13 protein-coding genes are annotated in these 16,172 nt (G+C 49.1%); 8 read left to right on the top strand and 5 right to left on the bottom strand.

The features are described 5' to 3' along the window. Window positions 1–32: 32 nt before the first annotated feature. Window positions 33–1,055 (bottom strand): LysM peptidoglycan-binding domain-containing protein, encoded by a 1,023-nt coding sequence (locus CFK45_RS11935; protein ID WP_096086670.1) that lies wholly within the window; start codon window positions 1,053–1,055, stop codon window positions 33–35. A 209-nt stretch (window positions 1,056–1,264) separates the two neighbouring features. On the opposite strand from CFK45_RS11935, the gene def reads away from it, so the two are divergent. From def to CFK45_RS11910, 5 genes are read left to right on the top strand one after another with little or no spacing between them, the layout of a single operon-like run. Continuing rightward, window positions 1,265–1,771: a peptide deformylase gene (gene def / locus CFK45_RS11930; RefSeq protein ID WP_096086669.1), complete on the top strand. Its 507-nt coding sequence runs from the start codon at window positions 1,265–1,267 to the stop codon at window positions 1,769–1,771. A 5-nt stretch (window positions 1,772–1,776) separates the two neighbouring features. Further along, the gene (gene fmt / locus CFK45_RS11925) at window positions 1,777–2,718 is read left to right on the top strand and encodes a methionyl-tRNA formyltransferase (protein ID WP_096086668.1); all 942 of its coding nucleotides are present in this window, start codon (window positions 1,777–1,779) and stop codon (window positions 2,716–2,718) included. Continuing rightward, window positions 2,715–4,016 (top strand): 16S rRNA (cytosine(967)-C(5))-methyltransferase RsmB, encoded by a 1,302-nt coding sequence (rsmB, locus tag CFK45_RS11920; RefSeq protein ID WP_096086667.1) that lies wholly within the window; start codon window positions 2,715–2,717, stop codon window positions 4,014–4,016. Before fmt ends, rsmB begins: the two co-directional genes overlap by 4 nt. A gap of 21 nt (window positions 4,017–4,037) precedes the next feature. Further along, window positions 4,038–5,435 carry a Trk system potassium transporter TrkA gene (gene trkA / locus CFK45_RS11915; RefSeq protein WP_096086666.1) on the top strand — a complete coding sequence of 466 codons (1,398 nt, stop codon included), beginning with the start codon at window positions 4,038–4,040 and terminating at the stop codon, window positions 5,433–5,435. Between the two features lie 19 nt (window positions 5,436–5,454). Beyond that, window positions 5,455–6,903 carry a TrkH family potassium uptake protein gene (locus CFK45_RS11910; protein WP_096086665.1) on the top strand — a complete coding sequence of 483 codons (1,449 nt, stop codon included), beginning with the start codon at window positions 5,455–5,457 and terminating at the stop codon, window positions 6,901–6,903. Here CFK45_RS11910 and CFK45_RS11905 read toward each other — a convergent pair. Then, window positions 6,900–7,793: a lysophospholipid acyltransferase family protein gene (locus CFK45_RS11905; RefSeq protein WP_096086664.1), complete on the bottom strand. Its 894-nt coding sequence runs from the start codon at window positions 7,791–7,793 to the stop codon at window positions 6,900–6,902. The two genes, CFK45_RS11910 and CFK45_RS11905, sit on opposite strands and share 4 nt — an antisense overlap. Before the next feature lie 238 nt (window positions 7,794–8,031). On the opposite strand from CFK45_RS11905, the gene glyQ reads away from it, so the two are divergent. Genes glyQ through CFK45_RS11890 form a run of 3 tightly spaced genes read left to right on the top strand, consistent with a single transcriptional unit; the run spans window position 8,032 to window position 11,865 of the window. Continuing rightward, window positions 8,032–8,991 (top strand): glycine--tRNA ligase subunit alpha, encoded by a 960-nt coding sequence (gene glyQ, locus CFK45_RS11900; protein WP_096086663.1) that lies wholly within the window; start codon window positions 8,032–8,034, stop codon window positions 8,989–8,991. Continuing rightward, on the top strand, window positions 8,992–11,067 hold the full coding sequence (gene glyS / locus CFK45_RS11895; RefSeq protein ID WP_096086662.1) for a glycine--tRNA ligase subunit beta: 2,076 nt from the start codon (window positions 8,992–8,994) through the stop codon (window positions 11,065–11,067). It begins immediately after the preceding gene. Window positions 11,068–11,124: 57 nt separating this feature from the next. After that, window positions 11,125–11,865, top strand: coding sequence for a lysophospholipid acyltransferase family protein (locus CFK45_RS11890; RefSeq protein ID WP_239923662.1), 741 nt, complete (start codon window positions 11,125–11,127; stop codon window positions 11,863–11,865). 61 nt (window positions 11,866–11,926) lie between these two features. On the opposite strand, the gene CFK45_RS11885 is transcribed toward CFK45_RS11890, so the two are convergent. From CFK45_RS11885 to recF, 3 genes are read right to left on the bottom strand one after another with little or no spacing between them, the layout of a single operon-like run. Continuing rightward, the gene (locus CFK45_RS11885; RefSeq protein ID WP_096086660.1) at window positions 11,927–12,508 is read right to left on the bottom strand and encodes a porin family protein; all 582 of its coding nucleotides are present in this window, start codon (window positions 12,506–12,508) and stop codon (window positions 11,927–11,929) included. Window positions 12,509–12,545: 37 nt separating this feature from the next. Beyond that, a complete protein-coding gene (gene gyrB / locus CFK45_RS11880) occupies window positions 12,546–14,978 on the bottom strand; it encodes a DNA topoisomerase (ATP-hydrolyzing) subunit B (RefSeq protein WP_096086659.1) in 2,433 nt (810 codons plus the stop codon). Next, complete coding sequence (recF, locus tag CFK45_RS11875) at window positions 14,971–16,113, bottom strand: DNA replication/repair protein RecF (protein ID WP_158224684.1); 1,143 nt, start codon at window positions 16,111–16,113, stop codon at window positions 14,971–14,973. The genes gyrB and recF overlap by 8 nt, the downstream gene beginning before the upstream one ends. Window positions 16,114–16,172 lie beyond the last annotated feature (59 nt).

Below are 16,172 nucleotides of genomic sequence, written 5' to 3'. Positions count from 1 at the left end.
GGCCGGCATCCTGCCAACCCGAACAAATAATTTTAAGGGTTACGTACGATGTCTTCGACCGAAATACCCTGCTCAGCATCCATAACCAGTGCCAAGCTTACTTTTTCAAACGTGCGGAAAACCATCACTAAACCGGCGCGCTCATCTGGCAACTTAACCCGATCGCCGGTCACTCTGTCGGTAATGTGGTTACCGCGTTTAAAAATGGCAAGCACATTGCCAACTTCCAACTGCTCGCGGCTTCCGCGGTTAATTACCACCACGTCGAGTTTACCTACTTGGTTTACACCGCCCTCAACAGCCAAAATCTGACCTTCAACATCGCCAAGTGGAGACGAAGGGAAAAACGTTGAATCAATCGAGCGCTCTTCATCGCGGAGCAACCTGTCGCCAATACGCATCTCTTCCGTCGTGCGGGTAACCGCCATCGTTGAGATTTCACCATTGACGCGCTCAATCATGCCTGAACCGATATCAATCGCCTGCACACCGAGGAATTCATCGGTCACCGGATCGATATAGACTTCACCTTCGCGATAAATACCATAACCTGTGTTTTCACCATCCACGCTACCGCGAACATAGGCTTTATCACCGGCACCTACAATAAGGTGCTCGTTCAAACCACTGATAACGTAGGGCGCCAACTGCAACTCTTGTTCGCTGACCACACGGCTGCGCGATAGAAAACTATTGATCTCATCGAGCGGTATCGTTTCAATGGCCTCCCCCTGACTGACAACGTGAGCCTTAGGCTCCAGCTTGAATATGCGGCCAGATGTATCGAGTGTTAGACGTTTTTCACCGTCTAAATAAATCAGACGGATAACGTCGCCGGGGTAAATAAGGTGGGGGTTGGCAATCTGAGCATTAACATGCCAGATTTCGGGCCAGAGCCAGGGGTTTTTCAGGAAAGTTTCACTAATGTCCCACAGCGTGTCGCCTTTGACTACGGTATGCGTATCGGGCATATCCTCCTGCCATTGCGGCTCGTCGGCGCTGAGCGGCGCGCTGAGGGCCAGCGCGGCCATCATTCCTGTCAGGTACTTTCTCATGAGTTATTGTCCCATAGTATTCGGCGGCGTGGTCAGAAATCGGTATACTATTAGTTCTGAGCCCGATGGCTGTAACCCCAGTTTAGACTTGTTTGAACAAGGTGCAGGTGGAGCGCGGCGCTACTTCGGTTTCGAAAATTCAGTATAAACCCTTCTCCATCATAATGTTAGCTGGGAAACTTAGCTAAGTACTAGAAGTTTGTCACGTAATGGCACTATTAAATATTCTCGAATTTCCCGACCCTCGCCTGCGCACGGTCGCTTCTGAAGTAAAGCAGGTAGACGACAAAATCCGCAAGTTGGTCGACGACATGTTTGAAACCATGTACGAAGCGCCCGGTGTCGGCCTGGCTGCTACCCAAGTGAATGTGCATAAGCGTGTTATCGTCATTGATGTCAGCGAAGACAAAGACCAACCGTTGGTGTTTATCAACCCACGTATCGAGGTCCTTGATCAAGACGAATACAGCTACGAAGAGGGCTGTTTGTCTGTTCCCGGCTTCTACGAAGAAGTGACCCGGCCACAGCATGTGCGGGTGCACGCGCTAAATAAAGATGGCGAACCATTTCAAATTGAGCCCGAAGGTTTGCTTGCCGTATGTATTCAACACGAAATCGATCACCTCGACGGCAAGCTCTTTGTTGATTACATCAGCAATATGAAACGTCAACGCATTCGCAAAAAACTGGAAAAACAACATAGAGCGCGCGCTTAACACCTATGCCCCTTAAAATCATTTTTGCCGGCACACCGGTTTTTGCAGAGCGCCACCTGCAAGCGCTAATCGATAGTGAACACAAGGTAGTAGCGGTCTATACCCAACCGGACAGACCCGCAGGACGCGGCAAAAAACTAAGTGCCAGCCCGGTGAAACAGCTCGCTCTGACTCACGATATTCCGGTGTTGCAACCTCAAAGCCTCAAAAGTGATGAGGCTCAAGCTGAACTCGCCGACCTTGGTGCAGATCTTATGGTGGTGGTCGCATACGGGCTTCTCTTGCCAAAGGCTGTGCTCGACACACCGCGGCTGGGCTGCATCAATGTTCACGGCTCCATCTTGCCCCGCTGGCGAGGGGCTGCGCCAATCCAACGCGCCGTCGAAGCGGGTGATAAACAAACAGGTATCACCATTATGCAGATGGATATTGGCCTGGATACCGGTGCGATGTTATTTAAAGCACTGTGCGACATAGACAGCGACGAGACTAGCGCCAGTCTGCACGACAAGCTCGCTGAAATTGGCCCCCCGGCACTTATTAAAAGCCTCAGCCTGTTGGAACAGGGCCTTATTGAAGCCGAAGCACAGGATGACAAGCTCAGCAATTACGCTGCAAAAATCGATAAACAAGAAGCGTTGATCGACTGGAGCGAAACGGCCGAACTTATCGAGCGAAAACTGCGCGCTTTTTTCCCTTTCCCAGTCTGTTATTCCGAACTCAATGGCCAGCGTTTTAAGATTCACAAAGCCACTCTGATCGATAACAACTCTGTCGGCGAAGTCGGTGTACTGAGCGTCGTCGGCGATTCTGTCGAGGTTCAGTGTGGCCGGGGCAAACTCAGCTTAGAACAGATTCAGTTGCCCGGTAAAAAAGCTATGGCAGTGCAAGATTGGCTCAACGGCCTTAACCACCGCCTTCCCGCGACTAAGTTTGAACAAGCATGAACGCTCGCGTCGCTGCCGCACAAATACTCGCCCCGGTACTTCGCCAAGAAGCATCACTGCAAAGCTTGTTCGATAAGCAGATAAACAAACTCGACGCAAAAGATCGGGCATTTTTTCACACTCTCGTCTTCGGTTGTCTGCGCCACTATGAAAGCCTAAGCTTCTATTTAACCAAGTTGCTCAGCAAAAAACTCAAAAATAAAGACGCCGATGTGCAAGCTCTGCTGCTGCTCGGCCTATATCAGCTCGCGTATCTGCGCACACCGGATCACGCCGCCATCAGTGAAACGGTAAACGCCGCTCAAAAACTGAAAAAGCCCTGGTCAAAAAAGCTCGTTAACGCAGTATTGCGCAACTTCCAGCGCCAGCAAAAAGATCTCGAACAACAAAAACAAGGCAGCGACCCCGCACTCTACAACTGCCCGGCATGGATGTTAGCGCTCTTCCAGAAAGATTGGCCCGAGCAGTGGCAAAAAATTTGTGAGGCGATGCAAAGCCAGCCACCACTGACTCTTCGCTGCAATATCAACGCTCAAAGCCGAGACCGGCTCGCCGAGGAGCTTCAGCAACACGGTATTCACACCAGCAACTGCAGCTTCAGCGATGTCGGGCTTGTTTGCGACAGCCCCAAGGTATTTGAGTTGGACGCCTTTCGTCAGGGAGCCTTTAGTGCGCAAGATGAGGCCGCTCAGCTCAGTGCCGAACTATTGCAGTTGGCGCCCGGCCAGCGCGTACTGGATGCCTGCGCGGCCCCAGGCGGTAAAAGTGCTCACATCGCAGAAAAACAGAGCGAACTCGCTAAACTCCTGGCGCTTGAAATTGATGCTGAGCGCGCCGAACGTATTAGTGAAAATTTTGAGCGGCTCAAGTTGCACAACAAACTTGAACTTAAGGTCTGCGATGCAAGTGCGCTGCAGCAGTGGTGGGACGGCGCAGCCTTCGATCGCATTCTGCTCGATGCACCTTGCAGCGCAAGCGGTATTATCCGCCGCCACCCGGATATTAAATGCCTGCGGCGCAGCGACGACCTGCAGCAGCTGAGTCAGCTTCAGGCACTTCTACTTGGCAAACTTTGGCAATGCCTAAAACCCGGTGGTATTTTAGTTTACGCAACCTGTTCAATATTCAAGCGTGAAAACGAAGAGCAGATCTCTGGTTTTTTAGCAGAACAACAGGATGCCCAGGAGTTGGTTATCGACGCTAACTGGGGAGAAAAACGCGATTACGGACGTCAGCTGTTCCCTCAGTCAGGTAGCCATGACGGCTTTTATTATGCGTGCTTACAAAAAAGCCAATAGTTTGGGAAAACTAACTAAACGATGAAGATCATCATACTCGGCGCCGGACGCGTCGGTGGCACGCTTGCCACCCATTTAAGCAGCGAGGCCAACGATATTACCGTTGTCGACAGCGACGATGTGCGCTTGCGCTCCCTGCTTGATCGCATCGATATCGGTGTTGTAAATGGCCACGCTTCTCACCCAGATGTACTAATGCAGGCGGGCATTGAAGATGCCGACATGTTGATTGCGGTCACCGGTATTGACGAGATCAACATGCTCGCCTGCCAAATCGCCCACAGCTTATTTCGTACACCAACCAAAATTGCGCGTATTCGCGCTACCGAATACGCAAGCTACGAGGGCCTCTACAGCGATACAGCCATTCCCGTTGACGTCATCATCAGTCCGGAACAGTTGGTAAGTGATCACATTAGCCGTTTGATCCAACAGCCCGGTGCGCTGCAAGTTATGGACTTTGCCGACGGCCTGGTTCAGCTTGTCGCAGTGCGAGCCTACTTTGGCGGGCCGCTGGTTGGTCAGGAACTGCGCTACATTCGCAAACACATCCCCAATATTGATACCCGAGTTGCAGCTATCTACCGCAACAACCGCGCCATGCTCGCCAGCGGTAACACGGTGATCGAAGCCGATGACGAAGTGTTTTTTATCGCCGCCAAAGAAGATATCAAAGCGGTTGTAAGTGAGTTTCGGCGGGCCGACAGGCCCTACAAGCGCATCATTATTGCCGGCGGTGGAAATATCGGCCACCGCCTCGCGCGGCAACTCGAAAAACAGTATTCGATCAAGGTGATCGATAACAGTGCCGAGCGCTGCGAATACCTCGCCGAGCACCTAAGTCAAACCGTTGTGCTCAAAGGCAGCGCTTCTGACCAGGAACTGCTAACGGCTGAAAATATTGAAGACAGCGATGTTTTCCTCGCCGTCACCAATAGCGACGAAGCCAATATTATGAGCTCCATGCTCGCCAAGAAGCTCGGTGCACACAAGGTAATCACGCTGATAAACAAACATGCCTATGTCGACCTGGTTCAGGCCAGTGATATTGATATCGCTATTTCGCCGCAGCAGATAACCATAGGTACCTTGCTTACCCACGTGCGGCGCGGTGACATTGTCAATGTGCACAGTTTGCGGCGCGGCGCGGCAGAAGCGATTGAGGTCATCGCTCACGGCGATGAGCGCAATTCCAAAGTTGTCGGCAAAGCCATCGAGGAAATTGACCTGCCCGAAGGTGCCATGATTGCAGCCATTGTTCGCGAGTACGAAGATAGAGGTGAAACCAGGCAAGAAGTCTTAATTGCTCACGACGACCTCATTATTTTGAGCGGCGACCACGTTATTGTATTTGTGGTCGACAAGCGCTACACCCGCGATATTGAGCGTTTATTCCAGGTCGGTTTTACCTTCTTCTAACTTTTGACAGGCTGATTAAGTGCACTACGCGGTTATCTCAAAAATTCTCGGCATACTGTTGATGCTGTTCAGCCTGACCTTACTGCCCCCAGTTCTTGTATCGCTTTATTATCAAGACGGCGCACTGCTGAGCTTTTTAATTTCATTTGCCATTACTTTTGTCACCGGCTTGGCGGTATGGATGCCCGTCTATCGGGTGCGCAAAGATCTGCGCACCCGCGATGGTTTTTTGGTAACCGCACTGTTCTGGTTGGTACTCGGCGGTTTTGGTTCGCTGCCATTTATGCTCGCAGACTCACCATCACTGTCTTTAGTCGACGCCATGTTTGAGAGCATCAGCGGCCTGACCACCACCGGCGCAACCATCCTTACCAATATTGATAGCCTTCCCAAGGCAATACTCTATTACCGCCAACAGCTGCAGTGGCTCGGCGGTATCGGAATTATTGTCATTGCCGTTGCCATCTTGCCCATGCTCGGTATCGGCGGCATGCAGCTTTATCGCGCGGAAACTCCCGGGCCAATGAAAGACAGTAAACTGACACCGCGCATTACTGAAACAGCCAAGGCGTTATTTCTTATCTATTTAACACTGACCTTGGCTTGTGCTTTGGCCTATTGGCTCGCAGGCATGTCTGTTTTTGATGCTATTGGTCATTCGTTTTCAACCGTAGCTATCGGCGGCTTTTCTACTCACGATGCCAGCATGGCTTGGTTTGACAACCCCGTTATTCTTATTATCGCCATGGTATTTATGGTGCTCGCCGGAATTAATTTTGCGCTGCACTTTTTTGCCTGGCGCGTGAAAAATATCCGCCATTATTTTCGCGACCCGGAACTGCAGTTTTACCTTAGTATGCTGGCTTTGGGGCTTAGCGTAACCATTGCTTATCTGTGGTACAGCGGTACTTATGACCTCGAGACCAGCGCCCTATTTGGCGCATTTGAATTGATTTCGATTTTGACAACAACGGGTTTTGGTGTCGCTGATTTCAGCGTATGGCCTACTTTCTTACCGATGTTTATCTTTTTGTTTGCATTTATGGGCGGCTGCGCGGGATCTACTGGAGGGGGCATCAAGATGATCCGTATTTTGCTGATCATCAAACAGGGCGCGCGCGAGATTAACCGGCTAATTCATACCAACGCCGTAATCCCGGTCAAGATTGGCAATAAAATCGTTTCCGATCGTGTTGTCGACGCTGTCTGGGGGTTTTTTGCGATGTACGTTATCGCCTATTTAACCTTGTGTATTCTTCTGCTCGCCACCGGCATGGACTTTTTAACCGCCTTTAGTGCCGTCGGTGCGTGCATCAACAACCTCGGCCCGGGCCTTGCAGATGTAAGTGCTCACTACGGAGAGATCAACAACGCTGCCAAGTGGCTGCTTTGTTTCGCCATGCTACTAGGCCGCTTAGAGGTGTTTACCCTGCTGGTATTGTTTTCGCCCTTGTTCTGGCGCCCTTAGCGCGCATACAGCTTTTTGCCATCGCCCTTAACTGGCTGCTTTTTGAAGCGTTTGTATTCCCATTGATACTGGGCCGGAGCTTCCTGAACTAAAGCTTCAACACTTTTATTTAACGCCTCTAGGCTTTCGCTTAGTTCTGCACTGTAGATGTTTTCATCCGGCTTGCGAAAATGCAGCTCAAAGCCTCCGTCTACCCGCTTGGCAAAGGCCATCACTGCTTTACACTGAGTGCGTTTTAACAAGCCGTGGATTAAAGTCATTGTGTAGGCTTGATGGCCAAAAAAACCGCTAAATTCGCCGCCTTCATCGGGTACTTGATCTGGCAAGATGCCCGTCATCTCACCCGCTTTGAGGCGACCGAGCAATGCCGCAACGCCGCGCTTATTGGTTGGCACCAACTGCGCACCGCTGGCTTCGCGACTATTTTTTATAAATTCTTCGAGCAAAACTTGTTTAGGTGGCTGATACAAACTGCTAACAGGCGCATAGCGAGGGATGTATTTGCCCAAAACTTCCCAGTTGCCCAAGTGAGGCCCGAGAACAATCAAACCCTTGCCCTGCTCAAGCGCTTCGCTGACAAGCTCTTGACCATCGATTTTTTTTATTCGCGCCTGCAACCAGGCTTGATCGCGACGCCAAACCACAAGCATTTCAAGTGACAACTTGGCTGTTTCAATTAAGCTGGCTTTAGCTAAATCACGCCGTTTGTTGAGCGGCCGAGAAGCGAAACACAGTTCGATATTTCTTTCCGTCACCCAGCGCTCACGGCCATTCAGCGCCCAAGCGACATGCCCCAAGCCAGCGCCAATAGCCCTCGCCCAACTCAAAGGCATGGAGCCTAAAGTCTTCAACACCGCGTAACTTAGTTTTTTCTGAACAACAGAAGCCAAGAGTCTCGCCTCAGGATGAATATGCGGCGCTAGTTTGCCAGAAAAGACTCAAGTCCTCGACGCTTATCAACGCTGTTAAGTAATAAATAGATCAATCAAAGCAAGCAACTTGCGCGTGGCCGCAGTATCGGGAAAGGGCTATAATTGCGCCCTTTGTCGGCTGTGGGTCTGCTTCTTGACCTAGAAGTGAGCACCTACAAACATTCAGCCGATCCACTCAAATAAACAAGGTATAGATGTGTCTGACGTAGACGTAAGCACCTTTCAGGGCCTTATCCTCGCCCTGCAAAACTATTGGGCCAGGCAGGGCTGCGTGGTTCTCCAACCGGTGGACCTCGAGGTCGGTGCCGGAACTTTCCACTCTGCCACTTTTTTACGCGCTATCGGCCCTGAAAATTGGAGCAGTGCCTACGTTCAACCATGTCGACGCCCGACAGATGGCCGTTACGGCGAGAACCCCAACCGCTTGCAACACTACTACCAATTTCAGGTAGTGATGAAACCGAGCCCGGAAAATATCCAAGAGCTCTACCTCAACAGCCTCAAAGAACTGGGAATCGACCCGCTTAAACACGATATTCGCTTTGTTGAAGACAACTGGGAAAGCCCTACGCTAGGCGCTTGGGGTCTCGGTTGGGAAGTGTGGCTCGACGGTATGGAAGTTACCCAGTTCACTTATTTCCAGCAGGTTGGCGGTCTTGAGTGTTACCCGGTCACCGGTGAAATCACCTACGGGCTCGAGCGCATTGCAATGTACCTGCAAAACGTCGACTCGATTTACGACTTGGTGTGGACCACTGGCCCCGACGGTAAAGCCGTCAGTTATGGGGATGTCTTTCATCAAAACGAAGTTGAGATGTCGGCGTATAACTTTGAACACGCTGACACTGAGTTTTTATTTCAAAGCTTCGATAAATACGAAAGCGAAGCCCAGCGCCTTATTGAACTTGGACTGCCCCTGCCCGCCTATGAACTTGTTATTAAAGCGTCACACAGCTTTAACTTGCTCGACGCGCGCTCAGCCATTTCTGTAACGGAACGTCAACGCTTTATCTTGCGTGTACGCACCCTCGCCCGCGCTGTTGCCCAAGCGTATTTTGACGCGCGCTTAAAGCTCGGTTTCCCACTCGCAGACAAAACACTTCGCGACGAGGTTATCAATCGCAGCCAAAGTGATCAGGACAAAAAGGACAAATAGATGAGCAGTAATTTTTTGTTTGAACTCGGTACAGAAGAGCTGCCGCCGAAGTCCTTGTTGAGTTTAAGTGAAGCCCTGGCTGCAAGTGTTCAACAGCAGCTCAAGGCTTTGGGGCTTAAATTCGAAAGTTTCGACAGCTTTGCTAGCCCGCGGCGCCTTGCCTTCCTGGTTAAGCAGCTCGACGAGCACACCCCGGTTTCAGAAGTTGAAAACTTTGGCCCGCCAGCCAAAGTAGCCTTTGATAAAGACGGCAACGCCACCAAAGCTGCATTGGCTTTTTGCCAGCGCAACGGTGTCAGCATTGACGAGGTTAGTGTCGCTTCAGACGGCAAGGTTGAAAAGCTCGTATGTAAAGTTACAAAAGGTGGCGAGCTTAGCTCGGAATTATTACCGGGAATTGTTGAAAGCGCCCTGGCCGAACTGCCCATCGCTAAACGCATGCGTTGGGGCAGCAGCCGTACCGAGTTTGTTCGCCCGGTGCAGTGGCTTGTCTTTATGCAGGATGATCAGGTTCTGAATTGCAGCCTGCTGGGCAAAACCGCCGGTAATACAACTCGCGGCCACCGCTTTCACAGCAGCGGTACAATTGTTATTGACGATATTACTAACTATAAGCAAATTCTGCGTGAGCAGGGCAAAGTTATCGCTAACTATGCTGAGCGCCGCCGCTTAATTAAGCAGCAAGTTGAAGCTGTCGCAAATAATTTAAACGGCCGGGCTGTTATTGACGATGACTTGCTCAATGAGGTCAGTGCCCTAGTTGAATGGCCCGTTGCGCTCGGCGGCAGTTTTGATAAAGAGTTTTTATCGGTGCCACCGGAAGCACTAATTAGCTCAATGAAAGAGCATCAGAAGTATTTCCATGTTGTCGATAACGACGGCCAGCTACTGCCTAGTTTTATTACCGTTAGCAATATTGAATCGGACGATTACAGTGCCATTGTTAATGGCAATGAGAAAGTTATTCGCCCTCGCCTGGCTGACGCCGCATTCTTTTTCGCCACCGATCTAAAACAGAGCCTGGAAAATCGCCGCAGTAAACTCAAAACCGTTGTGTTTCAGGCAAAACTTGGCAGTATCTTTGATAAGAGTGAGCGTATCAAAGCGCTCGCCAGCTATATTGCCGACAAACTCGGCACTGATGGCAGCGCTTCCGTGCGCGCAGCTGAACTATGTAAGAGCGACCTGGTCAGCGCCATGGTCTACGAGTTCCCCGAGATGCAGGGTATCGCCGGCTATCACTATGCGTTAAATGACGGCGAAACCAAAGAAGTTGCGCTGGCCATTGATGAACACTATTTACCGAAATTTGCCGGCGACAAACTGCCTTCCTCACGTGCTGGGGCTATCGTCGCGTTAGCTGACCGCCTGGACACCATTACCGGTATTTTTGGTATCGGCCAACACCCGACAGGATCTAAAGATCCTTTTGCGCTTCGTCGGGCCTCAGTATCCGTACTCAGGTTAATTGTTGAGCTTGAACTAGAGCTCGACCTGGCTGACTTAGTAAAATTTGCCGCTTCTCAGTTTAACGACCTGAGTAAAATCGAAAGTGTTGTTGAAGATGTTTTATCTTACGTTCTTGAGCGTTTTAAAGCTTGGTATGAAGAAGCCGGCATCGACGCTGAAGTATTTTTAGCCGTAAACGAAAAGCAGTTAAGTGCTCCACTTGATATTCATCGCCGGGTATTAGCTGTAAGTGAATTTGCCAAAGGCAGCGATGCCGAGGCGCTCGCTGCGGCAAATAAACGTGTTGCGAATATTTTATCCAAGCTTGATAAACAGCCTCAAGGTGAGATAAACGAAGCCCTTTTGACTGAGGCTGCAGAAAAACAGCTCTGGGAAAATATGAGCGCTCTGCAAGCTAAGTTGCAAGCTCTGTTTATGGCCAAAAAATATTCCGAAGCACTGGCTCAGCTCAGCACTTTGCGGCCGTTCGTCGATCAGTTTTTTGAAGACGTTATGGTAATGGCTGATAACGAGCAGCTAAGACAAAACCGCCTTAATTTACTTAGGCTACTGCGCACAAGCTTTCTTGAAGTCGCAGATATCAGCTTATTAGCCGTTAAACGCTGACACCAATAAGGGGCTTAGCCCCTTTTTTTAGCCCATAAATTAGCCTGGATGCTTATCGTGACAAGCTCACTTAATTTTGTTCGCTCTAGCCTGTTCGCCGCAGGCTATTTTGTTTTTACAACTTGCTATGGTTTGCTGAGTTTATTTCTGCGTGTGGTGCCCGCTAAACAAGCTCACGCAATCATTATTAGCTGGACTTACGTCATTCTGTGGTGGGCTAGAATCTGCTGTGGTATACGCTGGCGCATAGTCGGCTTGGAAAAACTTCAGGATATAAAGAACCAGCCAGTTGTTGTGTTATCAAAACATCAGTGCGCCTGGGAAACTTTTTTCCTACAAGGGCTTTTCTGGCCTGCGGCAACCGTTCTCAAAAAAGAGCTGTTAAAGATTCCTTTTTTTGGTTGGGGCCTTGCCGCACTTAGACCAATCGCCATCGATCGCTCCAACCCCCGGCTGGCACTTAAGCAGGTAAAAGAAGAGGGTCAACAGCGCTTAAAGTCCGGTATTAACCTGATTTTATTTCCCGAAGGAACACGTGTTGCAATTGGCCAAAAAGCAAAATACGCACGCAGCGGCGCCGATATAGCGCGCGAAGCAGGTGTAAAGGTTATTCCTATTTGTCACGATGCCGGGCGCTACTGGGGAGACAATAAACAGTTTGTGAAAAAACCAGGCTGTGTCACTGTGGTTATCGGCAATGCGATAGATAGCTCTACTTTAGATAGTAAGAGCATCACCCAAGAAGTAGAGAGCTGGATTGAGGCAACACTCGAAAAAATTATAAAAAAAGAAATTTAATAAATAGTTGAATAATTACTAACTAAATAAAAAAGCCGGCAAATTGCCGGCTTTTTTATGATTAAAAACGATAATCATATATCAGAGAAATGCCTGACATTTTTAGAGCATCATCCGAGCTTTCTACAAGCCTTTTGAACTCAATATTAAAATTGCTTTTATGGCTAAGAGTAAAACCTGCCCCCCAGCCAATACTCAGGCCACTATAAGAGTCAGAACTAATAACGGTGTCATCTGCACGAGCCGTTACATCAACCCCAACGCTACTATAGCCGAGCAAACCATAAAGTTTAGCGTGTTGATTAGTAACTTCCGGGCGCCAGTAAAGCGAAGCGTAATACTTCAAAGCATATTCGTAATTAGTATTTTGGTTGTCTTTAATGCCTGTGCCCAGGCGGGCTTCAGCCCCTAACCAAGGGCTATATTTATACCCGCCCAGAACATCTATTTGAGTAAGAGTAAGGTTCGGAGTCGGATACTGTACTTCAGGGTTACCAGCCCAAGGAACCCTATCACTTTTTATACCGGTATCCATAACAGATATACCGCCACCGGCGTAAAAGCCTTTGCGATTATCGGCCTGAACCAGAGTTGCACTTGTAGCCACTGCAACCAGGGCCAAACTCAATAAAGACTTTTTCATGTAAGCACTCCTTTAATCTTATAAGGCTTTTTATACGCTATACGTCCAGATTAGCAACATTCAGGGCGTTTGTTTCAATAAATTCGCGACGTGGATCTACTTGATCTCCCATCAGCGTTGAAAAGATCTGATCTGCAGCAATCGCATCTTCGATGTCGACCCTGAGCATACGGCGGGTTTCGGGGTCCATCGTGGTCTCCCACAATTGCTCGGGGTTCATTTCCCCGAGGCCTTTGTAGCGCTGGATCATATAACCCTTGCGACTCTCGTGCATAATCCAGTTCAGAGCCTCGCCAAAGTCACTGACTTCGCGATTGCGCTCGCCTTTTGCCACATGGGCACCCGACTCTAACAAACCTTCTAGTTTTGCGCTGAGTTCGCAGATTTTTTGATAGTCCGAGCTTTCAAAGAAGTCTTTGTTGAGCACGTAGCGATTCTCGATACCATGAGCCACCTCGTTAATCACAATATCCAGGCTTTGTGTCTCTTTATTTTCTACGGCCTCTAAGCTGTAACGGTGGCTGTTGATACGCAAGTTATTTTTATCAATCAGCTCTTGCAGCTCTTGCGCCCAAGCCGCCGCTTTCTGAGCATCTTTCAGAACTACTTCATCGACTTTGCCAAGGCTCAACAACTGTTGCAGCGCGAGCTCTGGATATAGAGCACTTAGCTTAGTAACAATGCCGTTAATCGCTCTGTACTCGCGCACAAGCGCTTCAAACTGAGCCCCAGGTAAAGCTGGAGCATCAGCGCTTGTGTGCAAGGTAGAGCTTTCTATCGCTGCATTGGTTAGGAAATCCAGCAGTGCGTCATCGTCTTTTAAGTACTGCTCTTGCTTACCTTTGCTGACCTTATACAGAGGGGGCTGGGCAATATAAATATGGCCACGCTCAACTAACTCACGCATTTGACGGAAGAAAAAGGTTAATAACAAGGTGCGGATATGGCTTCCGTCGACATCAGCATCCGTCATAATAATAATGCTGTGGTAGCGCAACTTATCAGGGTTAAATTCATCTGCACCAATGCCACAGCCGAGCGCGGTAATCAAAGTACCTACTTCTGCAGAGCTGAGCATTTTGTCAAAGCGAGCTTTTTCGACATTCAGAATCTTACCTTTAAGCGGCAGAATCGCCTGCGTACGCCTGTCCCTACCCTGCTTTGCAGAGCCTCCCGCAGAGTCACCCTCCACCAGGTAGATTTCAGAAAGCGCAGGGTCTTTTTCCTGACAGTCTGCGAGCTTGCCCGGTAATCCGGCAATATCCAATGCCCCTTTGCGGCGTGTCATCTCTCGAGCTTTGCGGGCAGCCTCTCGAGCTTTTGCAGCTTCAAGCATCTTACTGACAATTGCTTTTGCTTCCTGCGGGCTTTCGAGCAGGTAGTCACCTAGAGAGGCGCCCATTTCTTGCTCTACAGCACTTTTAACTTCAGAACTAACCAGCTTGTCTTTAGTTTGAGACGAAAATTTCGGGTCGGGAACTTTGACGGAGATAATTGCCGTTAAACCTTCACGAGCGTCGTCACCGGTTGTTGCAACCTTCTCTTTCTTTGCCATGCCCTCTTTTTCGATATAGCTGTTTAGGCATCGAGTTAAAGCAGCGCGGAAACCAGCAAGGTGAGTCCCGCCATCACGCTGAGGAATGTTGTTGGTATAACAAAAAATGTTTTCTTGGTAGCTGTCATTCCACTGCAGCGCTACTTCGACACCCACACCATCTTCTTCCCGCTGAGCGCTGAAGTGAAATACTTCATTCAGCGCTGTTTTATTGCTATTCAGGTGCTCAACAAAGGCGCGTAAGCCGCCTTCATACTCAAACGCTTCTTGTTTGCCACTGCGTTCATCTGTCAAAACAATACGCACACCTGAGTTCAAAAAACTCAGTTCACGCAGGCGTTTGGCCAGGATGTCGTAGTGAAACTTGATATTGCTAAAGGTCTCAGTAGAAGGCTCGAAGTGAACTTCGGTACCGCTTATTTCAGTCTCACCTATAACGGTAAGAGGCGCTTCAGGTACTCCGTGGTGATAGACCTGCTGATGAACAGAACCAGCTCGACGAATAGTTAGCTTAAGCTTGCTACTCAACGCGTTGACCACACTCACACCAACGCCGTGCAAACCGCCGCTGACTTTGTAGGTATTGTCGTCAAACTTACCGCCAGCATGCAGTACTGTCATAATAACTTCAGCAGCGCTAACACCCTCTTCGTGCATCTCAGTAGGAATACCGCGGCCGTTATCACTCACACTAACACTTTCATCCGGGTGAATGGTTACGCGAATCTCAGAACAGTGCCCTGCCAAGGCCTCATCAATACTGTTATCGACAATTTCAAAAACCATATGGTGAAGCCCGGTTCCATCATCGGTGTCACCTATGTACATCCCAGGACGTTTGCGAACAGCGTCCAAACCTTTCAGTACTTTAATACTGGAACTGTCGTAGTCGTTTGCGATTTCTTCTTCACTCATCAAATTTTTCTTCCGCAGTTATCGTTCCATGTTTCACGTGAAACCATCGAGATTCTGGTATTAACTTGAGAGAGTCATAACTCTCTTTATGCACCGTGCTAATAAAACACTGTGCGGCTTGCTGCTCTAAATGAGCCAACAAAAAATCCAAGTGCTTGCCATCTAGTTCCGAGGCTAAGTCGTCCAACAAATACAGAGGGGAGAACGAATGCACATCTTTAAAACAAAGACCTAAGGCTAAATACAAACAAACAATTAGGGTTTTGGCCTGGCCTCGACTGAGTAACTCTGCTGCTGCCTGTTTACCAAGCTTGAACTTAAGATCAAACTTGTGGCTTCCAGAAGCTGTAAAGCCCTGGCGCCTATCCCTATCACGCTGCTGTTTAAGCGACTCAAGCAGCATGTGCTGAACTTCGCCCCGATCTTGATCAGCCCAGATAAAATCAGGCCAACCACTTCGAAAGCTCATACTAAGATCAGCTAAAGCAGGCGCCCCGTCAATTAAAAGCGAACTGAGTTTGTTAGCAAAATCTGTTGCGACCTCTGCCCTACATGCCTCCAATAAAACCGCTTGCTCTACTAGAAGCAGGTCCCACTGATCAAGCTCCGAATCCCTTAGTTTATCACGCCGAAGAAGCATATTCCTTTGTTTTAAGCAACGTTGATAAGCTTTCCAGGCTTCATGAAAAGATGGTTTCACGTGAAACACAAGCCAATCTAATAAACTACGTCTTTGCGATGGTGGCCCGAGCAGCAAATCAAAACTAGAGGGCTGCAACGCCAAGCTGGGCAGTAAGCGAGCTAATACAGATGAGTTTTTAACAGCCTGCCCATTCAACTTAAGCTCACAAGCAGATGGCTTGCGACGACTGACGCCGAGACGATTAATATGAGACTCGGAGAAACTTTCAAACAGGGCAAAGACTAGGTTTTCGTGAGCCTCGCTGTGAATCGTATAATTTAGTTTGTGAGAGCGGAAAGAACGGTTGTTACATAGCAAAAACACCGCCTCAAGCAATGACGTCTTACCCGCACCGTTAAGTCCATAAAAGAAATTAAACTGCGGGTGTAAGACGAGATCACAATGACGGACGTTGCGAAAGTCAACGAGCTTGAGTGTTTTAAGTTTGGCCACAGGTAACAGCTATATATAAAAAAGCCCGCATAAAGCGGGCTTTTTTGCTTTTTAACAAG

The sequence above is a fragment of the Agaribacterium haliotis genome, assembly GCF_002312815.1.
In the GTDB taxonomy this organism is placed as follows: domain Bacteria; phylum Pseudomonadota; class Gammaproteobacteria; order Pseudomonadales; family Cellvibrionaceae; genus Agaribacterium; species Agaribacterium haliotis.
Note: the sequence above shows the minus strand (reverse complement) of the source record. Positions and strands in the feature narration are given on the sequence as shown.

Coding starts and splice junctions, on each gene's coding strand:
- CFK45_RS11935 (WP_096086670.1), bottom strand. CDS start 1,055: ATGAGAAAGTACCTGACAGGAATGATGGCCGCGCTGGCCCTCAGCGCG.
- def (WP_096086669.1), top strand. CDS start 1,265: ATGGCACTATTAAATATTCTCGAATTTCCCGACCCTCGCCTGCGCACG.
- fmt (WP_096086668.1), top strand. CDS start 1,777: ATGCCCCTTAAAATCATTTTTGCCGGCACACCGGTTTTTGCAGAGCGC.
- rsmB (WP_096086667.1), top strand. CDS start 2,715: ATGAACGCTCGCGTCGCTGCCGCACAAATACTCGCCCCGGTACTTCGC.
- trkA (WP_096086666.1), top strand. CDS start 4,038: ATGAAGATCATCATACTCGGCGCCGGACGCGTCGGTGGCACGCTTGCC.
- glyS (WP_096086662.1), top strand. CDS start 8,992: ATGAGCAGTAATTTTTTGTTTGAACTCGGTACAGAAGAGCTGCCGCCG.
- CFK45_RS11885 (WP_096086660.1), bottom strand. CDS start 12,508: ATGAAAAAGTCTTTATTGAGTTTGGCCCTGGTTGCAGTGGCTACAAGT.
- gyrB (WP_096086659.1), bottom strand. CDS start 14,978: ATGAGTGAAGAAGAAATCGCAAACGACTACGACAGTTCCAGTATTAAA.